The 22,602-nt window shown below is 74.1% G+C and carries 19 protein-coding genes; 4 read left to right on the top strand and 15 right to left on the bottom strand.

What is annotated here, in order from left to right; genetic code table 11:
- Positions 1 to 10 precede the first annotated feature (10 nt).
- A complete protein-coding gene (locus AB0O21_RS25540; protein WP_365174356.1) occupies positions 11 to 1,885 on the bottom strand; it encodes a hypothetical protein in 1,875 nt (624 codons plus the stop codon).
- 392 nt (positions 1,886 to 2,277) lie between these two features.
- On the opposite strand from AB0O21_RS25540, the gene AB0O21_RS25545 reads away from it, so the two are divergent.
- Entirely contained in the window at positions 2,278 to 3,060 is a 783-nt protein-coding gene (locus AB0O21_RS25545; protein WP_365174393.1) for a helix-turn-helix domain-containing protein, read from the top strand.
- On the opposite strand, the gene pqqB is transcribed toward AB0O21_RS25545, so the two are convergent.
- Genes pqqB through pqqA form a run of 5 tightly spaced genes read right to left on the bottom strand, consistent with a single transcriptional unit; the run spans position 3,050 to position 6,216 of the window.
- Positions 3,050 to 3,946 (bottom strand): pyrroloquinoline quinone biosynthesis protein PqqB, encoded by an 897-nt coding sequence (gene pqqB / locus AB0O21_RS25550; RefSeq protein ID WP_365174358.1) that lies wholly within the window; start codon positions 3,944 to 3,946, stop codon positions 3,050 to 3,052. The genes AB0O21_RS25545 and pqqB overlap by 11 nt on opposite strands.
- Positions 3,943 to 5,055: a pyrroloquinoline quinone biosynthesis protein PqqE gene (gene pqqE / locus AB0O21_RS25555; protein ID WP_365174360.1), complete on the bottom strand. Its 1,113-nt coding sequence runs from the start codon at positions 5,053 to 5,055 to the stop codon at positions 3,943 to 3,945. The genes pqqB and pqqE overlap by 4 nt, the downstream gene beginning before the upstream one ends.
- Complete coding sequence (gene pqqD / locus AB0O21_RS25560) at positions 5,046 to 5,300, bottom strand: pyrroloquinoline quinone biosynthesis peptide chaperone PqqD (protein ID WP_365174362.1); 255 nt, start codon at positions 5,298 to 5,300, stop codon at positions 5,046 to 5,048. Before pqqD ends, pqqE begins: the two co-directional genes overlap by 10 nt.
- A gap of 30 nt (positions 5,301 to 5,330) precedes the next feature.
- A complete protein-coding gene (gene pqqC / locus AB0O21_RS25565; protein WP_365174364.1) occupies positions 5,331 to 6,050 on the bottom strand; it encodes a pyrroloquinoline-quinone synthase PqqC in 720 nt (239 codons plus the stop codon).
- Between the two features lie 58 nt (positions 6,051 to 6,108).
- The gene (gene pqqA, locus AB0O21_RS25570) at positions 6,109 to 6,216 is read right to left on the bottom strand and encodes a pyrroloquinoline quinone precursor peptide PqqA (RefSeq protein ID WP_329377791.1); all 108 of its coding nucleotides are present in this window, start codon (positions 6,214 to 6,216) and stop codon (positions 6,109 to 6,111) included.
- Positions 6,217 to 6,423: 207 nt separating this feature from the next.
- Between pqqA and AB0O21_RS25575 the strand changes: the two genes are divergently transcribed.
- Positions 6,424 to 7,332: an ion transporter gene (locus AB0O21_RS25575; RefSeq protein ID WP_365174366.1), complete on the top strand. Its 909-nt coding sequence runs from the start codon at positions 6,424 to 6,426 to the stop codon at positions 7,330 to 7,332.
- On the opposite strand, the gene AB0O21_RS25580 is transcribed toward AB0O21_RS25575, so the two are convergent.
- The 6 genes from AB0O21_RS25580 to AB0O21_RS25605 form a co-directional block, all read right to left on the bottom strand.
- Positions 7,315 to 10,938, bottom strand: coding sequence for a pentapeptide repeat-containing protein (locus tag AB0O21_RS25580; protein WP_365174368.1), 3,624 nt, complete (start codon positions 10,936 to 10,938; stop codon positions 7,315 to 7,317). The genes AB0O21_RS25575 and AB0O21_RS25580 overlap by 18 nt on opposite strands.
- Positions 10,935 to 12,026: a MoxR family ATPase gene (locus AB0O21_RS25585; RefSeq protein ID WP_365174370.1), complete on the bottom strand. Its 1,092-nt coding sequence runs from the start codon at positions 12,024 to 12,026 to the stop codon at positions 10,935 to 10,937. Before AB0O21_RS25585 ends, AB0O21_RS25580 begins: the two co-directional genes overlap by 4 nt.
- A gap of 66 nt (positions 12,027 to 12,092) precedes the next feature.
- A complete protein-coding gene (locus tag AB0O21_RS25590; protein WP_365174373.1) occupies positions 12,093 to 14,240 on the bottom strand; it encodes a hypothetical protein in 2,148 nt (715 codons plus the stop codon).
- Positions 14,237 to 15,475, bottom strand: coding sequence for a hypothetical protein (locus AB0O21_RS25595; protein ID WP_365174375.1), 1,239 nt, complete (start codon positions 15,473 to 15,475; stop codon positions 14,237 to 14,239). The genes AB0O21_RS25590 and AB0O21_RS25595 overlap by 4 nt, the downstream gene beginning before the upstream one ends.
- Before the next feature lie 91 nt (positions 15,476 to 15,566).
- A complete protein-coding gene (locus tag AB0O21_RS25600) occupies positions 15,567 to 16,409 on the bottom strand; it encodes an alpha/beta hydrolase (protein ID WP_365174378.1) in 843 nt (280 codons plus the stop codon).
- On the bottom strand, positions 16,409 to 17,005 hold the full coding sequence (locus AB0O21_RS25605; protein ID WP_365174380.1) for a TetR-like C-terminal domain-containing protein: 597 nt from the start codon (positions 17,003 to 17,005) through the stop codon (positions 16,409 to 16,411). The genes AB0O21_RS25600 and AB0O21_RS25605 overlap by 1 nt, the downstream gene beginning before the upstream one ends.
- A gap of 194 nt (positions 17,006 to 17,199) precedes the next feature.
- Between AB0O21_RS25605 and AB0O21_RS25610 the strand changes: the two genes are divergently transcribed.
- Positions 17,200 to 18,174, top strand: a complete 975-nt coding sequence (locus tag AB0O21_RS25610; protein WP_365174382.1) for a serine protease — start codon at positions 17,200 to 17,202, stop codon at positions 18,172 to 18,174.
- Positions 18,175 to 18,225: 51 nt separating this feature from the next.
- A complete protein-coding gene (locus tag AB0O21_RS25615) occupies positions 18,226 to 18,741 on the top strand; it encodes a proline dehydrogenase (RefSeq protein WP_365174385.1) in 516 nt (171 codons plus the stop codon).
- Here the strand turns inward: AB0O21_RS25615 and AB0O21_RS25620 are convergent.
- From AB0O21_RS25620 to AB0O21_RS25630, 3 genes are all read right to left on the bottom strand, one after another.
- Positions 18,738 to 20,144 (bottom strand): FAD-dependent monooxygenase, encoded by a 1,407-nt coding sequence (locus AB0O21_RS25620; protein WP_365174386.1) that lies wholly within the window; start codon positions 20,142 to 20,144, stop codon positions 18,738 to 18,740. The two genes, AB0O21_RS25615 and AB0O21_RS25620, sit on opposite strands and share 4 nt — an antisense overlap.
- A gap of 264 nt (positions 20,145 to 20,408) precedes the next feature.
- Positions 20,409 to 21,341, bottom strand: coding sequence for an oxidoreductase (locus AB0O21_RS25625; RefSeq protein WP_365174389.1), 933 nt, complete (start codon positions 21,339 to 21,341; stop codon positions 20,409 to 20,411).
- A 59-nt stretch (positions 21,342 to 21,400) separates the two neighbouring features.
- Positions 21,401 to 22,408: an ArsR family transcriptional regulator gene (locus AB0O21_RS25630; protein WP_365174391.1), complete on the bottom strand. Its 1,008-nt coding sequence runs from the start codon at positions 22,406 to 22,408 to the stop codon at positions 21,401 to 21,403.
- Positions 22,409 to 22,602 lie beyond the last annotated feature (194 nt).

Raw genomic sequence — 22,602 nt, forward strand, 5'->3', positions numbered from 1 at the left:
CGGACCGGTGTCAGGCCGCCCTGCGGCGCCTGAGGGCGTAGAAGGCGATGCCGCCGATCAGGAGGACGCCGGCGCCGATCCCCACCGGGAGCGCGAGCTTGCCCACGAGCGAGTCCTCGTCCTTCCCCGCGGCCGAAGCACTGCCGGTCGCGCCCTGTTCGCCGTTGTTCCCTGGTGCACCGGACGGCGCGGGACCCTGATCGGCTTCGTCGCCGAAGAAGAACACCGGGCTGCTCCCGGAACGCGGTGTACCGGAGACGTCCACAGTCAGCGAGATCGGTACGACGATGCCCTTCGCCTTGTCCTTCGGCTCGGCAACCTGCGCCTGGATGTAGTAGGTGCCGGGCACGTCGTACCCATTGGAGTCGGGGCTCTTCGCGTCGTCCTGCTCGGTGATGTCCCAGGGCCCGCAGACCCGCTCGAAGTGCCCGGTCTTGCCCGTGAAGAGCTCGGTCGAGTTGAGGTCCTTGTTGCACAGCGTCGGGTTGCGCTGGGCGTTGTAGACGGTGACGCTCCACCCGGTGGTGACCTCGTTGGGGAAGTCGCTCGGGATGTCCACACCGCCCTTGACCGTCAGCTTCTGGCCCGCCTTCAGCTCCACCCGCCAGAAGGGGGCCTCACCGACGGCGATGGACTGCCGGTGGGTGCCCGGTCCGATCGGGGTGGCGCTGTTGAAGGAGAAGCCGCCCTCGGCGTCGGCTCCGGTGCGTGGCTGCGGGGTCCGCGCCCCGGCCCCCTGGGTCGTGCTGTCGGCGATCCCGACGAGAAGCTCGACCGGCATCGGCTTGTCGCCGGACTTGGTCACGTTGTTCTCGATGAAGATGCAGCCGGTGTCGTCCGGGGCGGGAGACTCGTTGCCCGATCCGGGCTTGCTGCGGCCTCCGGCGGAGATGATGTTCGCCCACCCCATCGACTGCTCGAACTCCCGCAGCCAGCGGTAAGGTTTGCCGTCGCTCGCGGGCCCGGCCGCGACGGTGATGATGGAACCGCGCGAGTACCCCTCCTCGGCAACGGCGGTGGCGCTCACCTGGAGCCGCTGGTCCGGCCGCTTCTTGACCTTGTAGTAGAGGTCGCGTCCCCCGGTGAACTTGTCCAGGTACTGGCCGGGCGTGACCAGCGGAGCGTCCTGGCAGCCGTTGAGGGAGCCGGCGACCGGCTTTCCGGTGGCGTGGTAGGTCCGCCACGCCTTGCGGAACAGGGCGCCCAGATTGGCGGTCAGCGAGTCGGCGTCGGCGGCTTCCGTGTACGAGCCGCTGGTCGCGTCGGCGATGCACTTCAGCTGCGCGCGCGCCGGGGCGGGCGCTCGGAACCCGACGACGTCCACGGCGAGGTCGATGCCCTGCGCCTTGAGTTCGCGGGCCACCTCGCACGGAGGCGGCGGCGCACAGGTGTCGTCACCGTCCGAGACCAGGATGATGCGGCGCTTGCCGGTCGAGCCGAGGTCCTTGGCGGCTTCCCGGAGCGAGACGCCGATCGGCGTGAACCCGACCGCCTTGAAGCCCGCGACCTGCTTCTTGGCAGCGGCGCGCGCCGCCGGGTCCATCACGGTGACCGGCAGTACCTGCTGCGTGTCGGCGCAGCCTTGCGCCTTGTCCTCTCCGGGATACGTGGCGCCGTAGACGCGCAGTCCCAGCGGGGCCTGTTCGGGGGCGGTGTCGATGATCCGGGTGACGGACTGCTTGGCGGCGGCGAGGCGGGTCTGGCCGCCGGCGTCGTTATCGTTCATCGACCCGGACAGGTCGAGGACGAGGTTGATCCGGGGAGGCTCCGGAGTCTCGGGGGCTCTGGGGGAGGCGCTCGCCGTCGCCGCCGGCCCCAGGAGCGCGCCGAGCAAGAGCACGGAAACGGCGGCGAGCACGCGTCGTCGGAGTGGTATCGGATGCATGAAGGTGATCTCCACGAGGTGTGTCTGTCGGCCCCTCGGCACGTGCTGGTCAGGGCGCGGGCGCTCGGGGACGGTGGACGTGTTCTGGGGGCCGGGCACCAGCGCGGCGGACGTCGTGCCGACCGGGTCTTCGGGCCCCGCATGGTCCGGGCGGCCCGAACCGCCGTTCTGGGCAATGCACTCCACGGCGTGGGCAGCGCACGGCTCCGAAAGCGAGTCTTGCGGTGTGTGATCGTCTTTTCCAGGGTCGGCGAGTGCAGATAATTGGGCGGCCCCGGCTGCTGCCGGGGCGCAGCCCGAGTGGAAGGTGCCGGATGAAGCCGTCGGCCAGTGACCGGGGCCGCCTCAAGGAAGTCCTTCAGGCGCGCCGAGCAGCGATCGATCCCGTGAGCATGGGGTTCCCCAAACGAGGGCCCGGTCCCGGCCGGCGGGCCGCCGGTCTGAGCCAGGAGCAGATGGACGTGCTGCTCACGCGCACCCCGGGCACGTACAACCGGTTCGAGAACGGCCAGATCGGCGCGCCCGGTGCCGATCTCCTCACCGCGGTCGCCAGGACGCTGCGGCTGGACGAGCAGGAGTGGGCGTTCCTGTGGCTGATCACCCGCAAGGAGAGCCCCCCTCATGCCCTGCACGGCAGCGCGGGGACGTCCATAGCCTCGGCGTGGCAGCGGGTCGCCGACCACATCCACGGTGCGCTGGTGTACGTCAGCGACGCCGAGTTCAACGTCGTGGTCCACAACGAGGAGTTCCGACGCTTCTTCCCTCGCGGAGAAACCCCCGCCAACATCATGCGCTGGCTGCTCCTGGACCCCGAGGCCCGCACCGACGTCATGATGCACTGGGAGACCCACTGGGTGCCGGCCATGATGCCCCAGCTGAAGCACAGCGTGGAGCTGCGCCCGGAGAATCCGGCGCTCCGCCGTCTCGCGTACGACGTCCTCAACGACCCGGTGACCGGACCGCTCTACCAGGAGCACGCCGCGGTGCCCATCCCCTACTTCGACGGCTCCGAGCTTCCCGTCCGCCACGCGCTTCACGGACCCGGCCTGCTCACGACCTGCCTGGCCGAACCGGTCGCAGCCCCCGGAGCCCGCATCAACCTCACCTTCTACACCCCCGCGGACCCGGTTCTCCCGAAGCACAAAGGGGCGGGCGAAAGCCGGCTCAGAGCGTGACGCGCGTCCCGTCGGCCGGGATCTCCGCGCCCTGCGCGCAGACCTCGCGGTGGGCGTCCGAGCGCGGATCCGCCATCGGATTGGTGTTGTTGAGGTGCGTGTACGCCCACCTCGTACCCGGCCGCTCGTCCCGCAGCCGCCGGACGTGCTCCAGGCTGCCGCCCGGCCCGGTCACCGGGAGGTGGCCCATCGCCGCCTGTGCGGCGCCCGCGCCGGCCGCGCCCGTGGCCCCGCCGAACTCCGCGGCCGAGTGGAAGGTCCCGTCGAGCAGCACGTAGCCCGCGCCGGCCGTGAATGCGTCGAAGCCGGGCGGCCAGGAGGCCAGGCACGGCGCGTACACGAAGGCCCCGCCGGTCGCCGGGTCCTCGAAGCGGTACGCGACCACCCAGGGGCCGCTCGCCCCGGGCAGTGAACGGGCGTACTTGGGCCGCTTGTCGCCGACCGCGAAGGGGGTGACCCGCAGCCCGCCCACGTCCTGCGCGGCCGAGGTCCCGGACCACTCCCACCCGCTGTAGCCGCCGAGGATCCCCCGTACGGGGAACCCCGCGTCCAGCGCCCCGAGCACCGCCCCGGGCGCCCACACCCGCAGCCCCGCCCCTTCCCGGAGCATCATCAGGCCCAGTGTGTGGTCGAGTTCGGCGTCGGTCAGCAGCACGCCGCGCACCGGGGTCTCGCGCGGTCCGGGGCCGGCCGCCAGCTCGGGGGTGGCGAGGATCTGCGCGCGGATGTCGGGCGAGGCGTTGACCAGATACCAGTGCGCACCGTCGGCGCTGACCGCGACCCCGTCCTGGGTGCGGGCGGGCGCACCCGAGGCGCAGACCGGGCAGGCGCAGTTCCATTGCGGGCAGCCGCCGCCGGCGGCGGTGCCGAGCAGCACGATCCTCATCGGCGCGCCGCCGCCACCGGTCCGCGCATCACCAGCGCCGGCGACTCGGCTCCCGGTTTCGCCAACAGCAGGTCCACCACTCCCCGTTGGCCGGACTTGGAGCAGACGGGGTCGGTGGCGGCCGCGTCGCCGGTCAGCAGGAAGGCCTGGCAGCGGCAGCCGCCGTGGTCGACGGAGCGCCGGTCGCAGCTGCGGCACGGGTCGGGCATCCACTCCTCGCCGCGGTAGGCGTTGAAGGAGCTGGACTCGTACCAGATCTCGGTGAGCGGCCGCTGGGCGACGTTGTCGAGGTCGAGGGTGGTGATCGCGCCGGCCGCCGGGCAGGGCAGTACGGTCCCGTCGGGGGCGACGGTGAGCTGGAGTGCGCCCCAGCCGTGCATGCACGGCTTGGGGTAGGGCTCGTAGTAGTCGGCGAGCACGTACACGATCTCCATGGTGCCCTTGAGCCGCTCCATGGCGGCGCGGACGATCGGTTCGGCCGCCGCGAGCTGTTCGGGGGTGGGCATCAGGGCCGCCCGGTTGCGCAGCGCCCAGCCGTAGTACTGGGTGTTGGCGAGCTCCAGCCGGTCCGCGCCCATGGTTTCGGCCAGCTCGATGAGGCCCGCGAGCTGGTCGTGGTTGGCGCGGTGCAGTACGGCGTTGACGGTCAGCGGCAGGCCCTGCGCGCGGATCAGCCGGGCCGCGGCGATCTTGTGGTGGTGGGCCCTGGCCCCCGCGAGGAGGTCCGCCCGCGCCGCGTCGGCTCCCTGCACGGACAGCTGTACGTTGTCCAGCCCGCGCTCGACGAGGTCCGCGAGCCGGGCTTCGGTGAGGCCGAGGCCGCTGGTGACGAGGTTGACGTAGCAGCCGAGGCCGCTGACGTGCGAGACGAGCTCGGGCAGATCGGGGCGGGCCAGCGGCTCGCCGCCGGACAGGTGCACCTGGAGCACACCGATCTCCCGCGCCTCCGTGAACACCCGCTTCCACTGCTCGGCGCTCAACTCCTTCTCGCGCTCGATGAGTTCGAGCGGGTTGGAGCAGTAGGCGCAGTGCAGCGGGCAGCGGTGCGTGAGTTCGGCGAGCAGTCCGAGCGGCGGCGCCACGGCCGCCTGACCAGGCGTCAGATCCATCGCACGACCCCGCTCTCGGTCAGCCGGTCCAGCACGGTCCCGACCTCCTCCTCGCGCACCCCGGCGTACGTGCTGCCCAGCGCCAGCGCGATCTGCGGAACCGTCGCGGCCCCGTCGCAGAGTTCGAGCACCGAGACGGCGGTGCGGTTGGGCACCAGCACCCCCTCGGGGTGGAGCACGACATGGGTCTGCCGCGTCCTGTCGTAGATGAGCCGCACTCCGCGGCCGAGCACGGGCCTGTCCACGGCCACTCCTTCGTACGAGTCCTGCGGGCTCTACGGCTGTGCTGCGGCGCGCTCGATCGCGTCGAGCATCTGCCACAGCACTTCGGTCTTGAAGCGGAGCGCGGCGACGGCCGCGTCCTGCTGCTCGCGTGTCACGCAGTACCGGACGACGATGTCCAAGGTGCCCTTGCCCTCGCCGGACACGGCCTCGATCCGGTCCGTGAAGTAGGCCAGGTGCTCGGGGCGGATCCAGTCGTAGTGGGCGAGCATGTCGCTGACCCGGCGGGTCATCAGGTGCCCGGCGAACATCTCCGTGAGCCCGGAGGCGATGGCCTCGACCCAGGTCCGGGTGCGGGCGAAGGTCACGTACGCGTCGACCGCGAAGCGCACGCCCGGCACCACGTGCCGCTCGTCGAGCACCTCTTCGCGGCTCAGCCCGACGGCCTCGCACAGCCGCAGCCAGCGCTCGATCCCGCCCTCGTCGTCGGCGGTCCCGTCGTGGTAGGCGAGGCGGTCCACCCAGGCCCGCCGGATCTCGGGCAGCGGGCAGTTGCTGATGATCGCCGCGTCCTTCTGCGGCAGCATCCGCTGGTAGTACCACCGGTTGGCGGCCCACAGGCCGAGCGCCCGCCGGTCGAGCCCGCCGTCGTGGAGCCGGCGGTGGAAGGGGTGGGAGCCCCAGTAGGAGGAGGAGAGCCCGCGCAGGACGCCGATGAACCCGGCCTCGTCCAGCACGCCCGCCCTTTCGGTTGCCGTTGCCGTTGCCGTCATGTCGTCTCCCGCCACGGCGGGAGTCCGTCGCCCGGACTCCCGCCCGCCGACCGTCGTTTCACTTCTCCAGTCGCGCGGCGTACGCGGTGACCTCGAAAGCCGTCTCGTACGCGACGAAGTCCGGGGTGGTCCACATCTCGGTGGTGGTCTCGGTGACCTCGGCCATGGCCATGCTCCTTCGCTCGGTGCCCGTCGTTCCGCGAGGAACCTACGGCCCGTCCGGCGCGCCGCAGATCCCCTAACCGCCCCTAACCGCGCCCGTCCACCCCTTCGGAGGCCGTGCGAACCGGTGAAACCCCACCGGCTGTAACGCGTTAGAGCCATGGGCAGCCGACCGATCGCCCGCGACGCAGTCGAACGTACGAGGAGCACGATGACCAGCAAGACGCCCAACCCGATGCCCGCCGGACGCGGCCGGATGAAGCTGGCCGCCAGATGCCGGCTGGTCACCGAAGCCCCCGCCTTCGGGATCGTCGTCTTCTGCGCGATCCTGTTCAACGCGGCGCTGATGGGCCTGGAGACGTACAGCGGTCTCGCCCGGGAGTACCGGGTGCTGCTGGGCAGCGCGGAGGAATGCTGCCTGACCCTGTTCACGCTGGAGATCCTGCTCCGGCTGGGCGCGCACGCGGACCAGCCGAAAGCATTCTTCCGCGACCCGTGGAACCTCTTCGACCTCGCGGTCGTGGCCAGCGCCTTCCTGCCGTTCGTCCGCGAGAACGCCACGCTGCTCCGCCTGCTGCGCCTGGCCCGCGTCCTGCGCACCGCCCGCTTCCTCCCCCACCTGCGCATCCTGCTGATCGCGGTGGGCCGCAGCCTGCCGGGCACTGCCAGCTTCCTGTTCATCGGGGCGCTGGTGGTGTACGTGTACGCGATGATCGGCTGGCTCTGCTTCGCAGGGGCCGACCCCCAGCACTACGGATCGGTCGGCCGGGCGATGCTCACCCTGTTCCTGCTGACCACCCTCGACGGACTCACGGACGCCGTGCGCGCGGGGCTGCAGATCTCCCGGCTGAGCATCGTCTACTACGCCTCGTACGCCCTCTTCGCCTCCTTCGTGCTGGTGAACGTCCTGATCGGGGTCGTCCTCAACTCCCTGGACGAGGCACGCGAGATCGAGGAGGAGAACAACCGCGCCTCGGCCCGCCCCGACACGGGCGGAACCGACCTCAAGGAGCGCATCGCCACGGCCCGCCGCGCGCTGGACGAGATCGAGGCGAGCCTGCCCGCCGAGGGGGCCGGCCTGCCGGAGCGGCGGCTGGAGCGCTCACGCTCCGGATCCTGAGCCCTCTTCTTCGGCCTCGGGGCCGAGCAGGCGGATGTCCCAGGAGCCGTCCGGGTGCCGTGCGGCGATCCAGCGGTCCGGCTCGCCGGAGAAAGGCAGTTCGGCTTCCGTGTTCGCATCGAAGCGCACTCTCTCGAAGCGGACAGGGCCCTGGAACTCCGCGTAGTCGAAGGCCGCCGGCCCTTTGAATTCCGCGCCGGTCGACAACAGCCCGCGTTCCCACACAGCTTGTGAGAAGAACGCGGGACCGGAGAAGACGGTGCCGTGCATCCCGATCACATCGCGGAAGATCGTGCCGGTGAAATCGGCCGGCCCCGCGAACTTGACCTCGCTCATCTCCGACGGCTCCTCGAACACCGCGCGTTCGAAGGAGACTTCGTCTCTGAAGGTGGCCCCCCCGAATCCGATGTCGCTGAACACCGCACGGCGAAACGCTGCCGACCTCTGGAAGTGGCTGTGCACGAAGATCGTCTCACGCCTGAAGACGGCGCCGTCGAAGGAGACCGGTCCCGTGAAACTGGCTCCGGTGAATCGCGCTCGCCCCGAGAAGACGGCGCGGTCGAAGGACGCGCGGCCCGAGAAGACGATCCCGATCGAGCTGCTCCAGTCGCCCACGAAGTGCGCGCGGTCGAAGGCCGCGGGGCCCAGCTCGGCGCTTTGCGTCCCCGGCTCCTGCACGGCCCGCAACAACTGCTGGATCAGGCCGTTGTCGAATACCGTGCCACGGAAGTCCACAGGTGACCGCGGCCCCAGAGCGCGGAGGTAGGCGTCCCGGTCATCGCGCGCCAGATGGGCCAGGCACCGGTCGTATCCGGGCAGCCGGATGCCGATGCACCCCAGCCTGTCGCCCTCGCCCGCGGCGACACCGCAGTGCTGCCAGCCGAGGCCGCCGCTCCTGGTCTCGCCGGCCTCGACCATCGCGTAGCCCAGGGCGCTCAGGTCACCCGTGTAGCGCTTGCCTTCCGACTCGCCCCCGAGCGGTGCGAGATTGCGCGGATAGAGACTGGGCGGCAGGACCGGACCGAGCAGCGAGCCGAGCTCCTCGTTCAGGGGTTGGGACAAGGCGAAGATCAGCGGCTCCCGGCGCCGGCGGACGGCCGCCACGGCAGCCTGTCCGTCCTCAAAGGCGTGCTCCCCCGTGCTTGCCGCCACGTCGAGACCCGCGATCCACGGCGCGTGGCTGTCGAGGAACCAACGAGCCCTGGCGGGCAGCGCGGTCAGTATCCGACCGGCTTTGACGAGGGCGCCCGGCCCTTCCAGCACCAGGAGCAGGACGCCTCCGGGGCTCTCGATCAGCCGACCCGCGGCCCCGATGTCACGCGACAACTCCCCCAGCAGGCCGGCTACTTCTGCCACGGCATCGTAGGGGCTGCCGGCGTTCCCGCGCTGGGGCCGGGAGGCACGGAATCCCACCGCCAGGCACACCGTCGCGTCCGGGTCCCCGGCCGCCCCGGAGCGACCCCGCGAGTGGCTCGCCGTCATCACGCCCTGGAAGCCGGGCTGTTCCAACAGCGCCTGGCCCGACAGGAACACCATGCGGTCCGGCCAGATCCCGTGGACGACACCGATCAGCTCTCCGTCGCGGGAGACCGGGCCGCCGCGGTAGTGCGTCCAGCTCTCCGGTTCGGTGGAGAGCCGGACGAGCTCGGCGTTGGCGGCGCCGCCGGACGGGAGCACCTCGCCCGTCAGTGCGACCCGCTCCCCCTGGTCGGTGAGGCCGTCCACGCGGACGCGTCCGGGACCCGCCTCCGCCTGCGCCCAGGGCAGGCGCTCGGCGAGGACTGCCGGATCCACGACGTCCTCGTCGGCCAGCAGCAGGTAGACCCGGGGCAGTGCCCCCTCCGACCACACCGGGCGGCACGGCACCTCCCGGCCACCTGCCCGGACCCAGACGACCGTGCCCCACGGAAGCAGCGCGTCCCCGACCGTCAGCACCAGCCGGGGCGTCAGCAGCGTGCCGACCTCCTGCGGCTCCACCATCGTGTCGTACCGGACCCGGACCACCCGGTCGGCCAGCCCCGGCTCCGGCAACCCCGCCCCCGGCCGCGCCGCGAACGGCAGCGCGTCGTCCGGCACCGGGCGGCGCCCCTCCCGCCCGTTCGTGACGCGGGTCGCGGAGAAGTCCGGTCCGGGGCCCCGGTTGCGGGACATGTACTCCCAGACGCGGCGGCGCACGAGTTCCCGTACCGCGGCCACCTCCCCGCGCAGCTGGGAGCCGAGGAGGGCCTCCCGTACGCCGGGCAGGAACTCGAACTCCACCTCGTCGGCGGCCCGTTCCCGGTCCCAGGGGGCCAGGAGACCGCCGAGGGCGACCTCCGCCAGGTGGCCGTGTTCCGAGTCGCGCAGCAGGGAGCGCCGTACGAGGGTCATCACCGGCAGGGTCAGCGGTACGGCGGCCAGGTGGGCGGCGAGCTGCTGGGCGGTCGGGGAGGCGTTCGCGCGGAAGCGTTCCACGGCCTCCAGGCCGACCACGGGCGGAGCGGGATCGTCCGGCGGCGCCGGGACACCGGGTTGCGCGTCCAGGCTCAGGCAGGCCAGCCGCCGCCACCGGCCGTCCCCGGACACCACGCGCAGCAGCCGGGCCAGGCTCGCGGAGGCGAGGCCGACGACGGGGACGATGCTTCTGGAGGCGCGCCGGCGCCGGGCGCGCCGGGCGGCCGGTAGCCGCTGCCAGCTGCGGGTGGCGGCGGCCGGCCGGTCCGCGCGGACGGCGTAGGGGGCGGGCCGGACGGCGCCGCGGCTCCAGAGCCGCTCGGGCAGCACGTTCAGCACGGCCACGGCGTTGTGCGCGCTCCACTGCCGCAGCACCGCCTGGAGCGGGGCTTCGCACCAGCCGCCGGCCACCGTGTCGGAGAGCACGAGGAGCAGGCGGCGGCCCGCCGGGTCGGCCAGTTCGAGGGGGTTGCGGGGCGGGCCGCCGCGGCCGCGGGTGACCATCGGGGTGGCGCCGGAGCCGGTGCCGGTCAGCTGCCAGGTGCGCACGTCGCGGAAGACCCCGCTGCGGGTCAGGACGCGGCGCAGCTCGTCCACGAGGTCCGCCCAGAGCAGCATCGAGTGGTGGGTGTCGACGACCAGGGCCAGGTCCAGCCAGCGGCTCTCGGCGGGCCGCAGGACCGGGGTGGGCACCATCCGCTCGATGCTGGTTTCCACACTGAGCTGCTCGTCCAGTTCCTCCCCCGGCCCGCCGATGGAGCGCCGGCCGACGGGGCGCAGGGAGCGCATCAGGCCGAGCGGGTCGTCGAGGGAGCCGGCCCGGGGCAGCCGCAGGGGCGTGCCGCGCCGGCCCGTGGCCGCGTCGGCGGGCTTCGCGGTCCCCGCGCGGACCGGGACGGCGGCCGGGTAGAGCTGCACGCCCGGGTCCGCCGCGGCAGGGCCGCCGACGGGGTCCGGCGGGGCCTCCTCGGGCGGCGCGGGTTCGGCGGCCGGCGGCTGCCCGTCTCCGGGTTCGGCCGCGGGCGCGCCGGGCGGGCGGGCGCCCGCCGGGTCGACCCGGGCGGCCAGCCACAGGATGTCGGCGATCTCCTCGACGCCGGCGCCCGGGCGCGGACCGGTGCCCCCGCCGTCGGCCGCGCCCTCGGCGAAGGCGGCGAGCAGCCTCTCGATCACGCCGTCGGCCCGGTCAGGTGCTGCATGACGGTGGCGAGGAAGCGGTCGCGGTCGTCGGGGGCCGACCAGGCTCCGGCGAGCCGGAGCTGGATGGCGTTGAGGAGCTGGTCGGTGGCCAGGTCGCCGTCCTCGGCGCGGTCGAGGAAGGACCGGACGAGTTCGCGGTACTCCTCGTTGCCCTCGATGTCGACACCGAGGCGGCGGCGCACGATGCGGGCGAGTTTGTCCGGTCCGGGCGCGTCCAGGTGCAGGCGGACGCAGCGGCGCAGGAAGGCGGGCGGGAAGTCGCGTTCGCCGTTGCTGGTGAGGACGACCACGGGGAAGTAGCGGCACTGGACGCGGCCCGCCGTGACGCGTACGGCGGAGTCGTCGCCCTCGTCGTCGGTGCCGATGACAACGGCGGGCTCCTGCTTCTTGAGGCGGGCGAGTTCGGGGATGACGAAGCCTCCGTCCTCGAAGACGGTGAGGAGGTCGCCTGGGAGGTCGATGTCGCTCTTGTCGATCTCGTCGACGAGCAGCACGCGGGGCCGGTCCTGTGGCAGCAGCGCGGTGCCGAGCGGGCCGAGGCGCAGGTAGCGGGAGATGGAGGGGGCGGTGGCGGGGGCGGTGGCGGGAGCGGCCCCGGGGACGTCGGCGACCTCGGCGGTGCCCGGCGGGCGGAGCTGTTCCAGTCCGGCCTCTTGGAGCCGTCCGATGGCGTCGTACAGGTACAGCCCGTCGCGCAGCACGGTCCGGCTGGTGATCGGCCAGTGGAGTACGGGCCCCAGACCCAGGTCGGTGGCGATGCTGTAGGCGAGCGTGGACTTGCCGACGCCCGGCTTCCCGGTGATGAGCAGGGGCCTGCGCAGGTGCAGTGCCGTGTTGACGACGTCCTTCTCGGGTCCGTCGGGCACGTAGCCCTCCCCGCGCCCCCGGGTCCGCTCCCAGGCCGGCCCCGCGCAGCCGGGCGGCACGTAGTGCGGGTCCGGGACGCCGGTGAAGTTCCGCCAGGGCGGCGGGGATCCGGCCTCCAGGCGGGCACGCCGGTCCGCGCCCTCACCGGTCCCGTGGTACAGCCACCAGTCCTTCACCACTGCCTCTGCCTCCATCGTCGGTGTCGCCGTCTGTCCGTGGTCGGGGTAGGGGTCGGGGGATTCGAGGTCAGGGGTCAGGACTCAGGGGTCGGCGTCAGGCGGGCAGGCCAGCGGCCGGAGGCCCGGCACGTCGTCGGGATCGTCCCACAAGAGAACCAACTGGTCTCCCCCTGGCGCCCGTTGTCCGGGGTGTGCGCCCCGTTGGACCGCTGCCCCGGCCGCTGCCCCGGCCGCTCCCCCGCCCACTCCGGCGGCCGCCCGGCGCACGTCCCGTATCCGCGCGGGCAGGTCGAGCACGTCGAGCGCCCCGGCGTCGGGGCCGCCGTCGGGCCCGGCGGGGGCGAGCAGGCCGAGGAGTGCGGGCGCCGGTGTCCCGCCGCCGCGCCGCCAGACGGCCACCGGGACGCCCCCTTCGAGCACGGCCTCCAGCAGTCCGTCGTGCGGGGCGGCCGTGGTGTGCGCGAGGACGCAGGCGGGCGCCGGGCCCGCCGCCAGTTCGAGTCCGAGCGTGTCCGAGGCCGCCTCGGCGTCCCCCACCACGCGGACGGCTTCGGGGTCCCGGCCGCCGCGGATGCACAGCCGGCGCCACTTGGCGTGCCACTCGGCCCGGGTGTCGGCCCGTTCCTCCGGGCAGCGCACCACGACCTGGTAGAGCAGGCCGAGGGCCCGGCGGCGCCCCGCCGGGCCGCGCGGCACCGGCCACTGGTCGAAGTCGGCGTCCAGCAGCTCGTACGGGACGTGGAACTCGATCCGGTCCACCGCCACGTACGGCTGCCCGGCCGCGGGGTCGCCCGCGCGCGCCGCGCCGAGCAGGGCGAGCTGCCGGACGAGTTCCCCGCGTACGGCGTCCAGCCCGACCGGCCGGCCCTGCGACTCCCACACCTGCCGCGTCCCGTCCCCGCGCAGCCACATCCGCACCAGGAACCCGTCCTCGCCGCCCGGCGGCACGTCCAGCCGGACGTCCAGGGCGGTCCGGGGTGCCGGGCTCGGGGGCGGCGGCAGCACGGGCAGGGCCAGGCGCGCGCGGGTCTCGCGCACCCAGTCCAGCAGCGCGGCCGCCCACGCCTCGTCGCGCGCCGCGGCCCGGTCGGCGAGGAACCGTACGAAGGGCACGGCCAGCGGCATGCCGGTGCTGCCGCCCTGGCGCTCGTCGAGGTCCTGGGCCACGTCGAGCAGGCCGTCCCCGGGCAGGCCGCCGCCGACGGGGGTGGTGCAGCCGCCCGCTTTGAACGCCCACGCGTAGGCCTCGTAGGCGTGGCGCGGCAGGCTCCGGCCCGCGAAGAGGGCGCCGAGCCCGTCCCACGCGGCCTGGTCGAGGCGGGTCGCCCGGGGCGGGGCGGGCCGGGGCGGGGCGGCTCCGGGCAGGTCCTCGTCGAGGAAGGAGCAGGCGTCCCAGTCCCGGTCGACGAGGAACTGCGGCAGCTGCGAGCCCTCGCCGCGCTCCCGCTGCTCCCGGAAGGTGCGCTGGATGGTGCGCGCGGAGGCGGCGAGCCCGGCGACGCCCTCCCGTACGGACCGCTGGCCGAGTTCCGTGAGCAGGGCTTCGGTGAAGCGGCCGGCCTCGCGTTCGGCGTTGTTCTCGGCGGTCTCGCCCTCGCTGGAGGCGTAGAGCCGGAACTGGCGCCGGCCGGGGACCGAACTCCCGCCGCCGTAGTCGATGCTGGTGAAGTTCCAGCGGGTGTCCCGGGGCGCGTCGACCCGGCAGGCGTCGACGAGTGCGGCCTGGAGCGGGAACCGGCGGTGGGCGACGAGGTCGGTGCGCCACCAGCGCAGCGCGGAGTCGAGGTTGAGGTGGCGGATCTCGCCGGGGTGGGCGTCGGTGTAGGGGAGCATCAGCTCGCCGCGGGGCCCGAGGTAGCCGTGTCCGGCCCAGAAGATCCACAGCAGGTCGCCGTCGCACTGCGGGAGTTCCTTGAGCAGGGCCGATTTCACGTTGTGCTCGGTGGCGGGCCGGTGCGCGGTGCGCAGGGCGGCCATGGCCGGGGGGCCCGACCAGTCGAGGGTGTCCGGCGCGTCGATCGGGGAGAGCAGCAGCCGCACGTTGCCGGCCGGCACCTGGGCGGGCCCGGTCAGCCAGCGGGCGAAGCGCAGGGCGTCGCGGGCCGGGCCGCGCAGGTTCCAGCGGCGGTTGATGTCGTAGCGCTCGACCCCGGCGACCAGCGCGAAGGTGCGCCGGGGTTCGAGGTCCGGCGGCAGGAAGCCGGACCCCGTCCGCTCGGCGGTGGTCACCCGATCCCCGCCTCGGCCACCGCCCGTTCGATGCGCTCGTAGAGGGTGTCCTGCTTCCAGTACGCGCTGTGGCAGGCCGGGAAGGGCTGCCGGCTGCCCACCTCGTGGTCGCTGATGCGGGTGTCGCCGGGAAAGACGGGGCCCGCGAGGTACGAGAGCACGTCCTGGCGGTCGTACACGTTGAGCCAGGGCGGGAAGCCGTGCGGGAGTTTCGCGCCGGGCTCCAGGGCGGTCAGCGCGCCGAGTTCGTAGAGGAAGGGGGCCTGGGAGCCGACGGTGACCAGGAGTTCGGCGCCGGGGACCGGTTCGCCGCGGGCGGCGGCGAGGGCGAGGAGGTCGACGAGGGCGATCCCGCCGAGGCTGTGGCCGATCAGTACGGTCGGGCCCGGCCCGGCGGCGATCCCGGCGTGCAGGAACGCGCGCAGTTCGTGGCCGCGGGCCTGGTAGCGCAGGATGTCGCCGAGTGCGGGGGTGGCGCCGACGGTGAGGGAGCCGCGCCAGGCGTTGAGCAGCGGCTGGGTGGTGACGCGCATCGCGAGCCGGCCCAGTACGGCGGCCGCGCGGGCGCCGGGCACCCGGGCGTCCCCGCCGAGGCGGGCGGTGAGCAGCTCGACGAGCCGGTCGCGTTCGGTGCCGGTGCAGTCGGCCTCGGCTCCGGCGGAGGCGAGCGCGGCGGCGGTCACGGCCCGCGCGAGGGCGGTGGCCAGCTCCCGCGCCCGCGCGATCTCGTCGGCCCGCGCCCCGGCCCGCGCGGCCTCCTGCGAACCGGCCACGGATCGCAGGGCGGCGGCGTAGTGCGCGGCGAGCCCGGTGCCGCGCAGCAGCCCGGCGAGCTCGTCGGCGTCCTCGGGCACCTCCGGCAGGCCGGCCAGCAGAGCGAGCACCCGGTCCCCTTCGGACCGTACGCCGGGCATCCCGAACCCGTCGTCGCCGTCGCCGTGGCCGTCCCATCCGGCCTCGGCGAGCACCCGCACCTCGCACAGGGGGTCGGCGAGCAGCAGCCCCCACTCGGCCGTCTCGGCGTCGACGGGATCGGGCACGGCGTCCGCCGCGATCCGCAGCCCGGGCACGGACCGTCCGCCCGCACCGAGGCTCGCGCCGAAGCGGTCTCCCCAGTAGCAGGAGTCGACGCCCGCCCCGGGGAACCGCTCCACCAGCCGCTCCCGCACCAGCGCGAACAGCGCATCGTGCCGCTCCCGCCGCACCCCCGTACCGTGCACGAAGAGAAACCGCATCCCCACCCCGCCCCTCGACCGGTCGCCCCCGCCCGGCACCATAGCGCCGAGCGGCCAACCGGGGGCAGGAATCGGCGGGTTCGGGAATCCGCTAGCGGGGTGACGGGTGGGATCCCAGCAGCTCCGCCAGCCGGCGGCCGAACTCCTCCGGGGCGTCGGTGTATCCGCTGTGTCCGCCGGGGAACTCCACGAGCTCGGTGCCCAGTCGCTCCGCGAGGGTGGCGGCCGGGCGGTACGGGAGGTGGCTCCGGGACTCCCGGCCCGCCGCCAGGCGGACGCGGTCCCGTACGGCGGCCAGCGCGGCGACGTCCGGTGCGTACGCGGTGAACTGGCGCAGTTCGTGCTCCATGAAGAGCGGGAAGTTCGCGCCGAGCCGGCCGATCGTCCCGGCCGCGCGCGGCGGCAGTCCGGCCGGGTCCGGCAGGGGTTTCAGGGTGCCGCCGACGCCGGCCATGAAGTGCGCGGCCGCCGCGCCGAGCCCTTCCGCGCGGGAGAGCCGGTGGACCTCGGTGATGAACGCCCGCTGTTCGGCGGCGTCCGGCAGGATCCCGAAGCACGGGGGCTCGTGCGCGACCGCCAGCCGCAGCCGCCCGGGGTGGCGGGCGAGCAGGTCGAGCGCGACGAGCGCGCCCGAGCTGCTGCCGAAGGCGTACGCGGCTTCGCCGGGTTGCGCGAGGTGCTCGAGGAGGAGCCGGGCGTCCTCGCTCTGCACCTCGACCCGCTGGTCGACCGGACCGGGGGTGTCGAGGCGGCTGCGGGAGTAGCCGCGGGGGTCGAAGGCCACGACGGTGAACCGCTCGGCGAGCGCGTCGGCGATGCCGTCGAAGACGCCGGCGTCGCCGCCGCCGCCCGGGAGCAGCAGCAGGACGGGGCCCTGGCCGCGCGTCTCGTAGTACAGGCTCGCTCCGGGCACCGGAAGGGTTCCGGTCTTCATCACTGTGCGTCTCCTTCGCTTCGTTCGCTGTCGGGCCATGCGCTGAGGGCGACGTGCAGGGCGTCGACGACCCGCGCCCAGGAGGCGTCGAGGTCCCGTGAGTGCCCGAACCCGTCGGCGGCTTCGAGGCTGCTGTAGCCGTGGAACGTGCTGCGCAGCAGCCGGACCGCGTCCGTGAGGTCGGGTTCGGCGAGGCCGTAGCCGCGCAGCATCCCGTACGTCAGCTCCACGCTCCGCAGGTGCCCGGGGGACGCGGCGACCCGCTCGGGGTCGAGCTGGATCTGGGTGGCCGCGTACCGCCCGGGGCGGCTCAGCGCGAAGTTCCGGTAGGCGTCCGCGAAGGCGGACAGGGCCGCCTTCCCGGAGCGGCCGGCGACGGCGGCGCCGATCCGGTCGGCCAGCTCGGCGGTGGCGAGCACCGCGACGCGGGCGCGCAGGTCCTGGACGTTCTTGATGTGCGAGTACAGGCTCGCGTCCTTGACTCCGAAGCCGCGCGCGAGCGCGGACACGGTGATGTGGTCGAAGCCGGCCTCGTCGGCGAGATCGGCCGCGGCCAGCGCGATCCGCTCCGCCGTCAGCCCCGCACGCCCGGCCATGTGTCATCAACTCCCGTTCCTAGACCCTCTAGGAAGAAACCTAGCACGCCTAGGAAACAGGTGGAGCGGCGCGACGGCGGGGCCGCCCGGACGGGCCCCGGCTGTGAGAACGAACACGTCCCGGACGCGGAACCCGAGCCGGTGCCGCCCCATCTGACGGAGAGTCGATTGTGTCTGCGGGGTGGGAGTACGGGATGTCCAGCAGTGTTCACGCGCACCAGGAGCACCAGGCGCGGCGCGCGCGGCTCGTACGGGGCTCCGCGCTCCTCGCCGTCCTGTGCTCGCTGCTCCTCGCGGGCGGCTGGTACGTCTGGGAGCTGCGCGCCATCGCCGGCCACCTCGCGGACGGCGATCCGGTGCGGGGCGTGTACCAGCAGGACCCCGAGCGCGCGGACCGGACGGCGTCCGACACCCTCGACGGGATCGTCCGGGAGGCCCCGGAGCCGCCCATGGACGGCAAGGCCTTCGGCGGTGGCGGCGGCCCGCTCGTGAGCTGGCGGTCCGGGGGCTGGCGGCCCTCCGAGCCGCTGGAGGCCCGGCCGGCCGCGGCCGAGCCGGAGATCGGCGCGCTGTTCTCGCCCGGTGACGACGGCGACCCCGACCACCACTGCTCGGGCGCGGTGGTCCACTCCCCCGGCGGCGACCTGATCGTCACCGCCGCCCACTGCGTGTACATGGCCGGCTTCCGTACGAACCTGGCCTTCGCCCCCGGATACCGCGACGGCGTGGCCCCGTACGGCATCTGGGTTCCGACGCGCATCGACGTGGACCCGCGGTGGATCGACGACCGGGACCCGGACCTCGACGTGGCCTTCCTCCGGCTGCGCCGCCCCGGCTACCCCGGCCAGCGGCTGGAGGACGTCACCGGCGCCGAAACCATCGCCTTCCGGCCCGCGCTCCCCGCCCCCGCACGCGTCGTGGGGTATCCGAACGACTCCGAGGAGCCGCTGGACTGCCGCAACACGGCGGTCGCGTCCGGGCCGACGCAGCTGCGGCTGGACTGCGCGGACGTCCCGAACGGAACGAGCGGCGGCCCGGTGCTGACCGACGGCACCACCCTCATCGGGGTGATCGGCGGCCGCGACGGCGGCGGCGACGAGGAGACCTCGTACAGCAGCTACTTCGGCGACGGCGTCCGCGCCCTGTACGAACGCGCCACCAAGCCGTAGGCCCGGCGCCGGCCAGGGCAGTCCCCGCGGGGCGCCGGAGAGAATCACCCCATGGACGCAGGACTCACCGCGCTGCTCGGCGCCGCCGTAGGCTCGCTCACCACCCTCGGCACGGCGTTGCTCACCGGGCGCACGACGGCACGCACCCAGCACGAACAGTGGCGCAGACAGCACCGCCGAGACGCGTACGCGAACTACCTGGGTGCCCTCCACGACCGCGACGTGGCGATGGACGCCGTACTGGCCGCCCTGCGGCCGCAGAGCCCGGACCTGCACGACCTCGACGAAAAGGTGGAACGCTTCGTCGCGTTGGCCCGCGGGGTCCACCGGGCCGCCGAGATCGTCCATCTCGAAGGGCCGCCGGCCGCCGTTGCGGCGGCCGACGACGTGGCCCTCGCCTCCGAGGGCCTCTCCGAGGTCATGCGGCGGATGGTCGAACGCGCTCACGCGGGAGACACCACCGGCAAGGCGGCCGACACCGCCCTCGCCGCCGAGCGGGAGCACCTGCTGTACCAGGCGGTGAACGGCTTCCGCCGGACCGCGGGCAGGACCCTCGGCCGCGGCTAGGGGGTGTCCGGCGGGGCGTGGTGCGGTGGGTACGGGGTGGCCGTCGGGGAGGTCGGCAGGCGCCACTTGGACAGGACGCGGACCACCGTGCCCGGGCTGAGCAGGGTGTTCGGCGGGGCCGACAGGGAAAGCACCCCGAAGAACCGGTCCGCGATGGCCGGGTCGGAGTTGGCGCCGGCCATCACCCGCGCCATGTAGCCCTGCAGGAACTTGGTGGCCCGGTCCGCCGGCGGTCCCTCCGTACCGGGGTAGCGCAGGTCCTCGCTGGTGGCGATCTGCCAGGCCACCTCCGCCTCGGCCACCGTCCGGCGCTGGATCCGGCGGGCGGCCGCCGGGATGTCCCGCGGGCCCAGCGGCGCGATCTCCCTGCGCAGCGCGTCCGCCGCCAGCGCCGCCACCGTCATCCCGTGCCCGTACACCGGGTTGAACCGGCAGGCCGCGTCGCCGAGCACGACGAATCCGGCCGGCCAGCGGTCCAGCCGCTCGTAGTGGCGCCATTCGTTCGCGGTGGAGCGGAACGCGGTCGCCGAGGACAGCGGCTTCGCCTCGCGCAGGGCGTCGTAGAGCGCCGGACTGCGCAGGCTGCGGGCGAACTCGAGGAACTCGTCGTCCTTGGTGGGCGGGGCGTGCTCGCCGTTGCCGATGAGGGTCGCCAGCCACCGCTCCTCGCCGTCCTGCGGGATGAGCACGGCCCCGCGCGGGACGTCCGGGCGGCCCTGGACGTACAGGCCGCGCCAGCGCCGTGCCGGGTCCGGCGGGAGGTCGAAGTACCGGCTGGAGTAGCCGAGGTGGGAGTCGTAGCGGGTGACCGCGGGGGTCGGATGGCCGAGCGCGGCCAGCCAGGCCGGGGCCCTGGAGGTGCGCCCGGTCGCGTCGACCACGAACCGCGCGGCCAGCGGGTCACCGTCGCGGAACTCCACGCCGGTCACCGAGCGGCCGTCCGGTCCGCCGACGAGCCCGGTGGCCTGGCTGCCGGCGCGCAGCCGGATCCGTTCGTGCCGCAGCACCTCGCGGCGCACGGTCCAGTCGAGCAGCTCCCGGCTGGCGAGGAGGATCTCCGAGCCGTGCACCTGGTGGAACCAGTCGGCGGGGCTCAGCCAGAGGAAGTCCCTGGGGCTGTTCAGCAGGGCGGCTCCGCGGGCCCGCAGCTTCTCCGTGATCCCGGGCAGCAGTTCCTCGATCAGCCGCACACCCCGGGACCACAGCACGTGCACGTGCCGGGACTGCGGGACGCCCGGCCGGAAGGCCGGGGCCGCCTCGGCCAGTTCGTCCCGTTCGACCAGGGTCACCCGGGCGAACCGTTCCGCGAGGACCCGCGCCGCCAGCATCCCGGCGATGCCCGCCCCGAGGACCACCGCGTGGTCGTGGGCTTCTGGGTGGTTGTCCGTGTCGTCGTCGCTCATGCCGCAGAGTCTCCTTGGGAGGGGGCGGGCAGGTCAGGCGCCGCCCGGGGCGCCCGGGGGCGCCCCGGGGGCGGACGGGATCACGGCGGGGCGCCCGGGCGTGTGCGCGGACGCCCTCGGCCGGCGGCGCTCAGGGGCAGGCGCAGGCGCAGGGGCACGGGCGGAGCGGCTCGACGCATGGCTCTCCTAGGGGCTGCGACTCCACGGCCTGAGCAAGTGACCTACCGGTAGCAACCGGTGGGGAGCAAGTTGACCCCCGGAGGTTCAGCGCGGTAGGGATGCGTACGAGACTCCCGTCAGCTTCTCGGAGGCGGCCCAGAGCACTTCGCCGGACGCGTTGTCGAGGGTCCACTTCGCCCGCCAGGACCGCATCGGCGCCCCGCGCCAGCCGAACCGCGGGCCGATGAAGTCGTCGGAGCGCACCCCGGGCGCGGTGGCCGCGTAGAGGGTGGGCAGCGCCCCGGAGGCGGTGGGCTGCGCGATGACGGCGTTGCCGACGGCCGACATCCGCGACATGAGGCTCGGGCCCTCCAGCTTCGAGGCGCCGGAGTGCAGGTTGCTGGAGGCGTAGCCGGGGTGGGACGCGGCGGCGGTGATCGTGGAACCGGCGGCGGTGAAGCGCCGGGCCAGCTCGTGGGTGAAGATCAGGTTGGCGGTCTTGGAGCGGCCGTAGGCGACCCAGCGCCGGTAGCCGTGCTCGTCGCCCAGGTCGTCGAGGGCTATGTCGGAGAGCGCGTGGAAGCCGCTGGACACGTTGACGATCCGGGCACCGGGCGGCGCGGCCCGCAGCTTCGGCAGCAGCAGCCCGGTCAGGGCGAAGTGGCCGAGGTGGTTGACCCCGAACTGGGTCTCGAACCCGTCGGCGGTGCGCCCGAACGGCAGTGCCATCACTCCGGCGTTGTTGACCAGCAGGTCCAGGCACCCGTGCCGCTTCCCGTACGCCGTGGCGAACTCCCGTACGGACGCCAGCTCGGCGAGGTCGAGCTCGGCGAACTCCACCTCCGCGCCCGGCACTTCGGTGCGCAGCCGGATCACGGCGGCCCGCCCCCGCGCGGCGCTGCGGCAGGCCAGCACCACCACGGCCCCGCGCCGGGCGAGCTCGCGGGCGGTGATGTAGCCGATCCCGCTGTTCCCCCCGGTCACGACCGCGGTCCGGCCGCGCTGGTCGGGGATGTGCGTGGCGTTCCAGCCGGGCATGTCAGCTCCTTCGCGACACGGGTGGACTCCCAGTGTTACCTGCGGTAATACCAGCCACCCTACTCGGACCCGGTCGCCGCCGACACCAGTACGTCCCCGGCCGCGACCCGGCTGTAGAGGACACTGCGGCCCGTGCGGCGCCGCAGGACCAGCCCGGCACCGAGCAGCACCTTCAACTGCCCGGCCACCGCCCCCAGGCTGAGGCCCGTCAGCGCCACCAGCTGGGTCGTGGACTTCGGGCTCTCCAGCAGCACCAGCACCCGCGCCCGGACCGGGCCCAGCAGCCGGACCAGCGCGGGCGGTGCCTCGGCGCCCGCGACCGCCCCGGCCCCCGCCCCCGCGCCCGCCCCCGCGCCGCCGGACTGTGCGAGCTGCCCCTCGCAGGGATAGACCAGCGCGTGCCGGTGCGGTCCGGACCAGGCGACCCACCCGTGCCCCGGCGTCACGGGTACGAAGACCAGCCCGGCCCGGCCCGACAGCTCGCGCGGCGGCCGCTGCTGGAGGTTGATCCGCAGCCGCCCCTCGCCGAGCCAGGCCATTCCCGGCCGCATCCCGGACAGCGCGGCCGACCACCCGCCCAGGCTCAACTGCCGGGTACGGACCAGGACATCGGCCTCGATGACCCGGCGGCGGCGCTCCCAGTCCGGTCGCACGGCCTCCGCCCAGACCCACTCCAGCAGGTCCGCGGCCCGCGGCCCGAGCCCCCGGGCCCGGGCCAGCCCGTCGGGGAGTGCCGACGCGGCGCGCAGGTCGGTGCGGACCACCGCGTCCGGGGTGGCGCGCACGACGGCCAGCTCCTCCTCGAAGGGGCGCCCGTCCGGGGGCGGGGTGAGGAAGCCGGCGATCCACAGCCGGCCGAGGGCCGCCCGTACGAGCGCCGCGGAGAGCGGTTCGGCGGCGAGGTACGCCCGGTAGTGCGGGAGCCGGTCGGCGAGCCAGGCCCGATCGCCCGGATGCGGGGCGGTCCGCCGATCCAGCGCCATCAGCGCGGCCGTGGTCTCGGCGAGCGCGGACACCACGAACCGGCTCCCCGCGAGAGCGTCGGCATCAATCCGCCAGTACCCCACGCCTGCCTCCCCGTTCGGGCCACCCGACCGTCGCCCACGCTTGACGCGCGGGCCCCGGGACAGAGCCCCGAATCCCTGACCCCCCCCCCCCCCCCCCCCCGAAAAACAACCCCCGCCGGGCGTGTTGGGGCGGGGCCCGGGCCGCGCGCCCCCACCCCGACACCCCCCCCCCCCCAGCCCCGGCGGACCAGGCG

Origin of the sequence: Streptomyces sp. NPDC091371 (genome assembly GCF_040684275.1) — a bacterium.
Classification (GTDB): domain Bacteria; phylum Actinomycetota; class Actinomycetes; order Streptomycetales; family Streptomycetaceae; genus Streptomyces.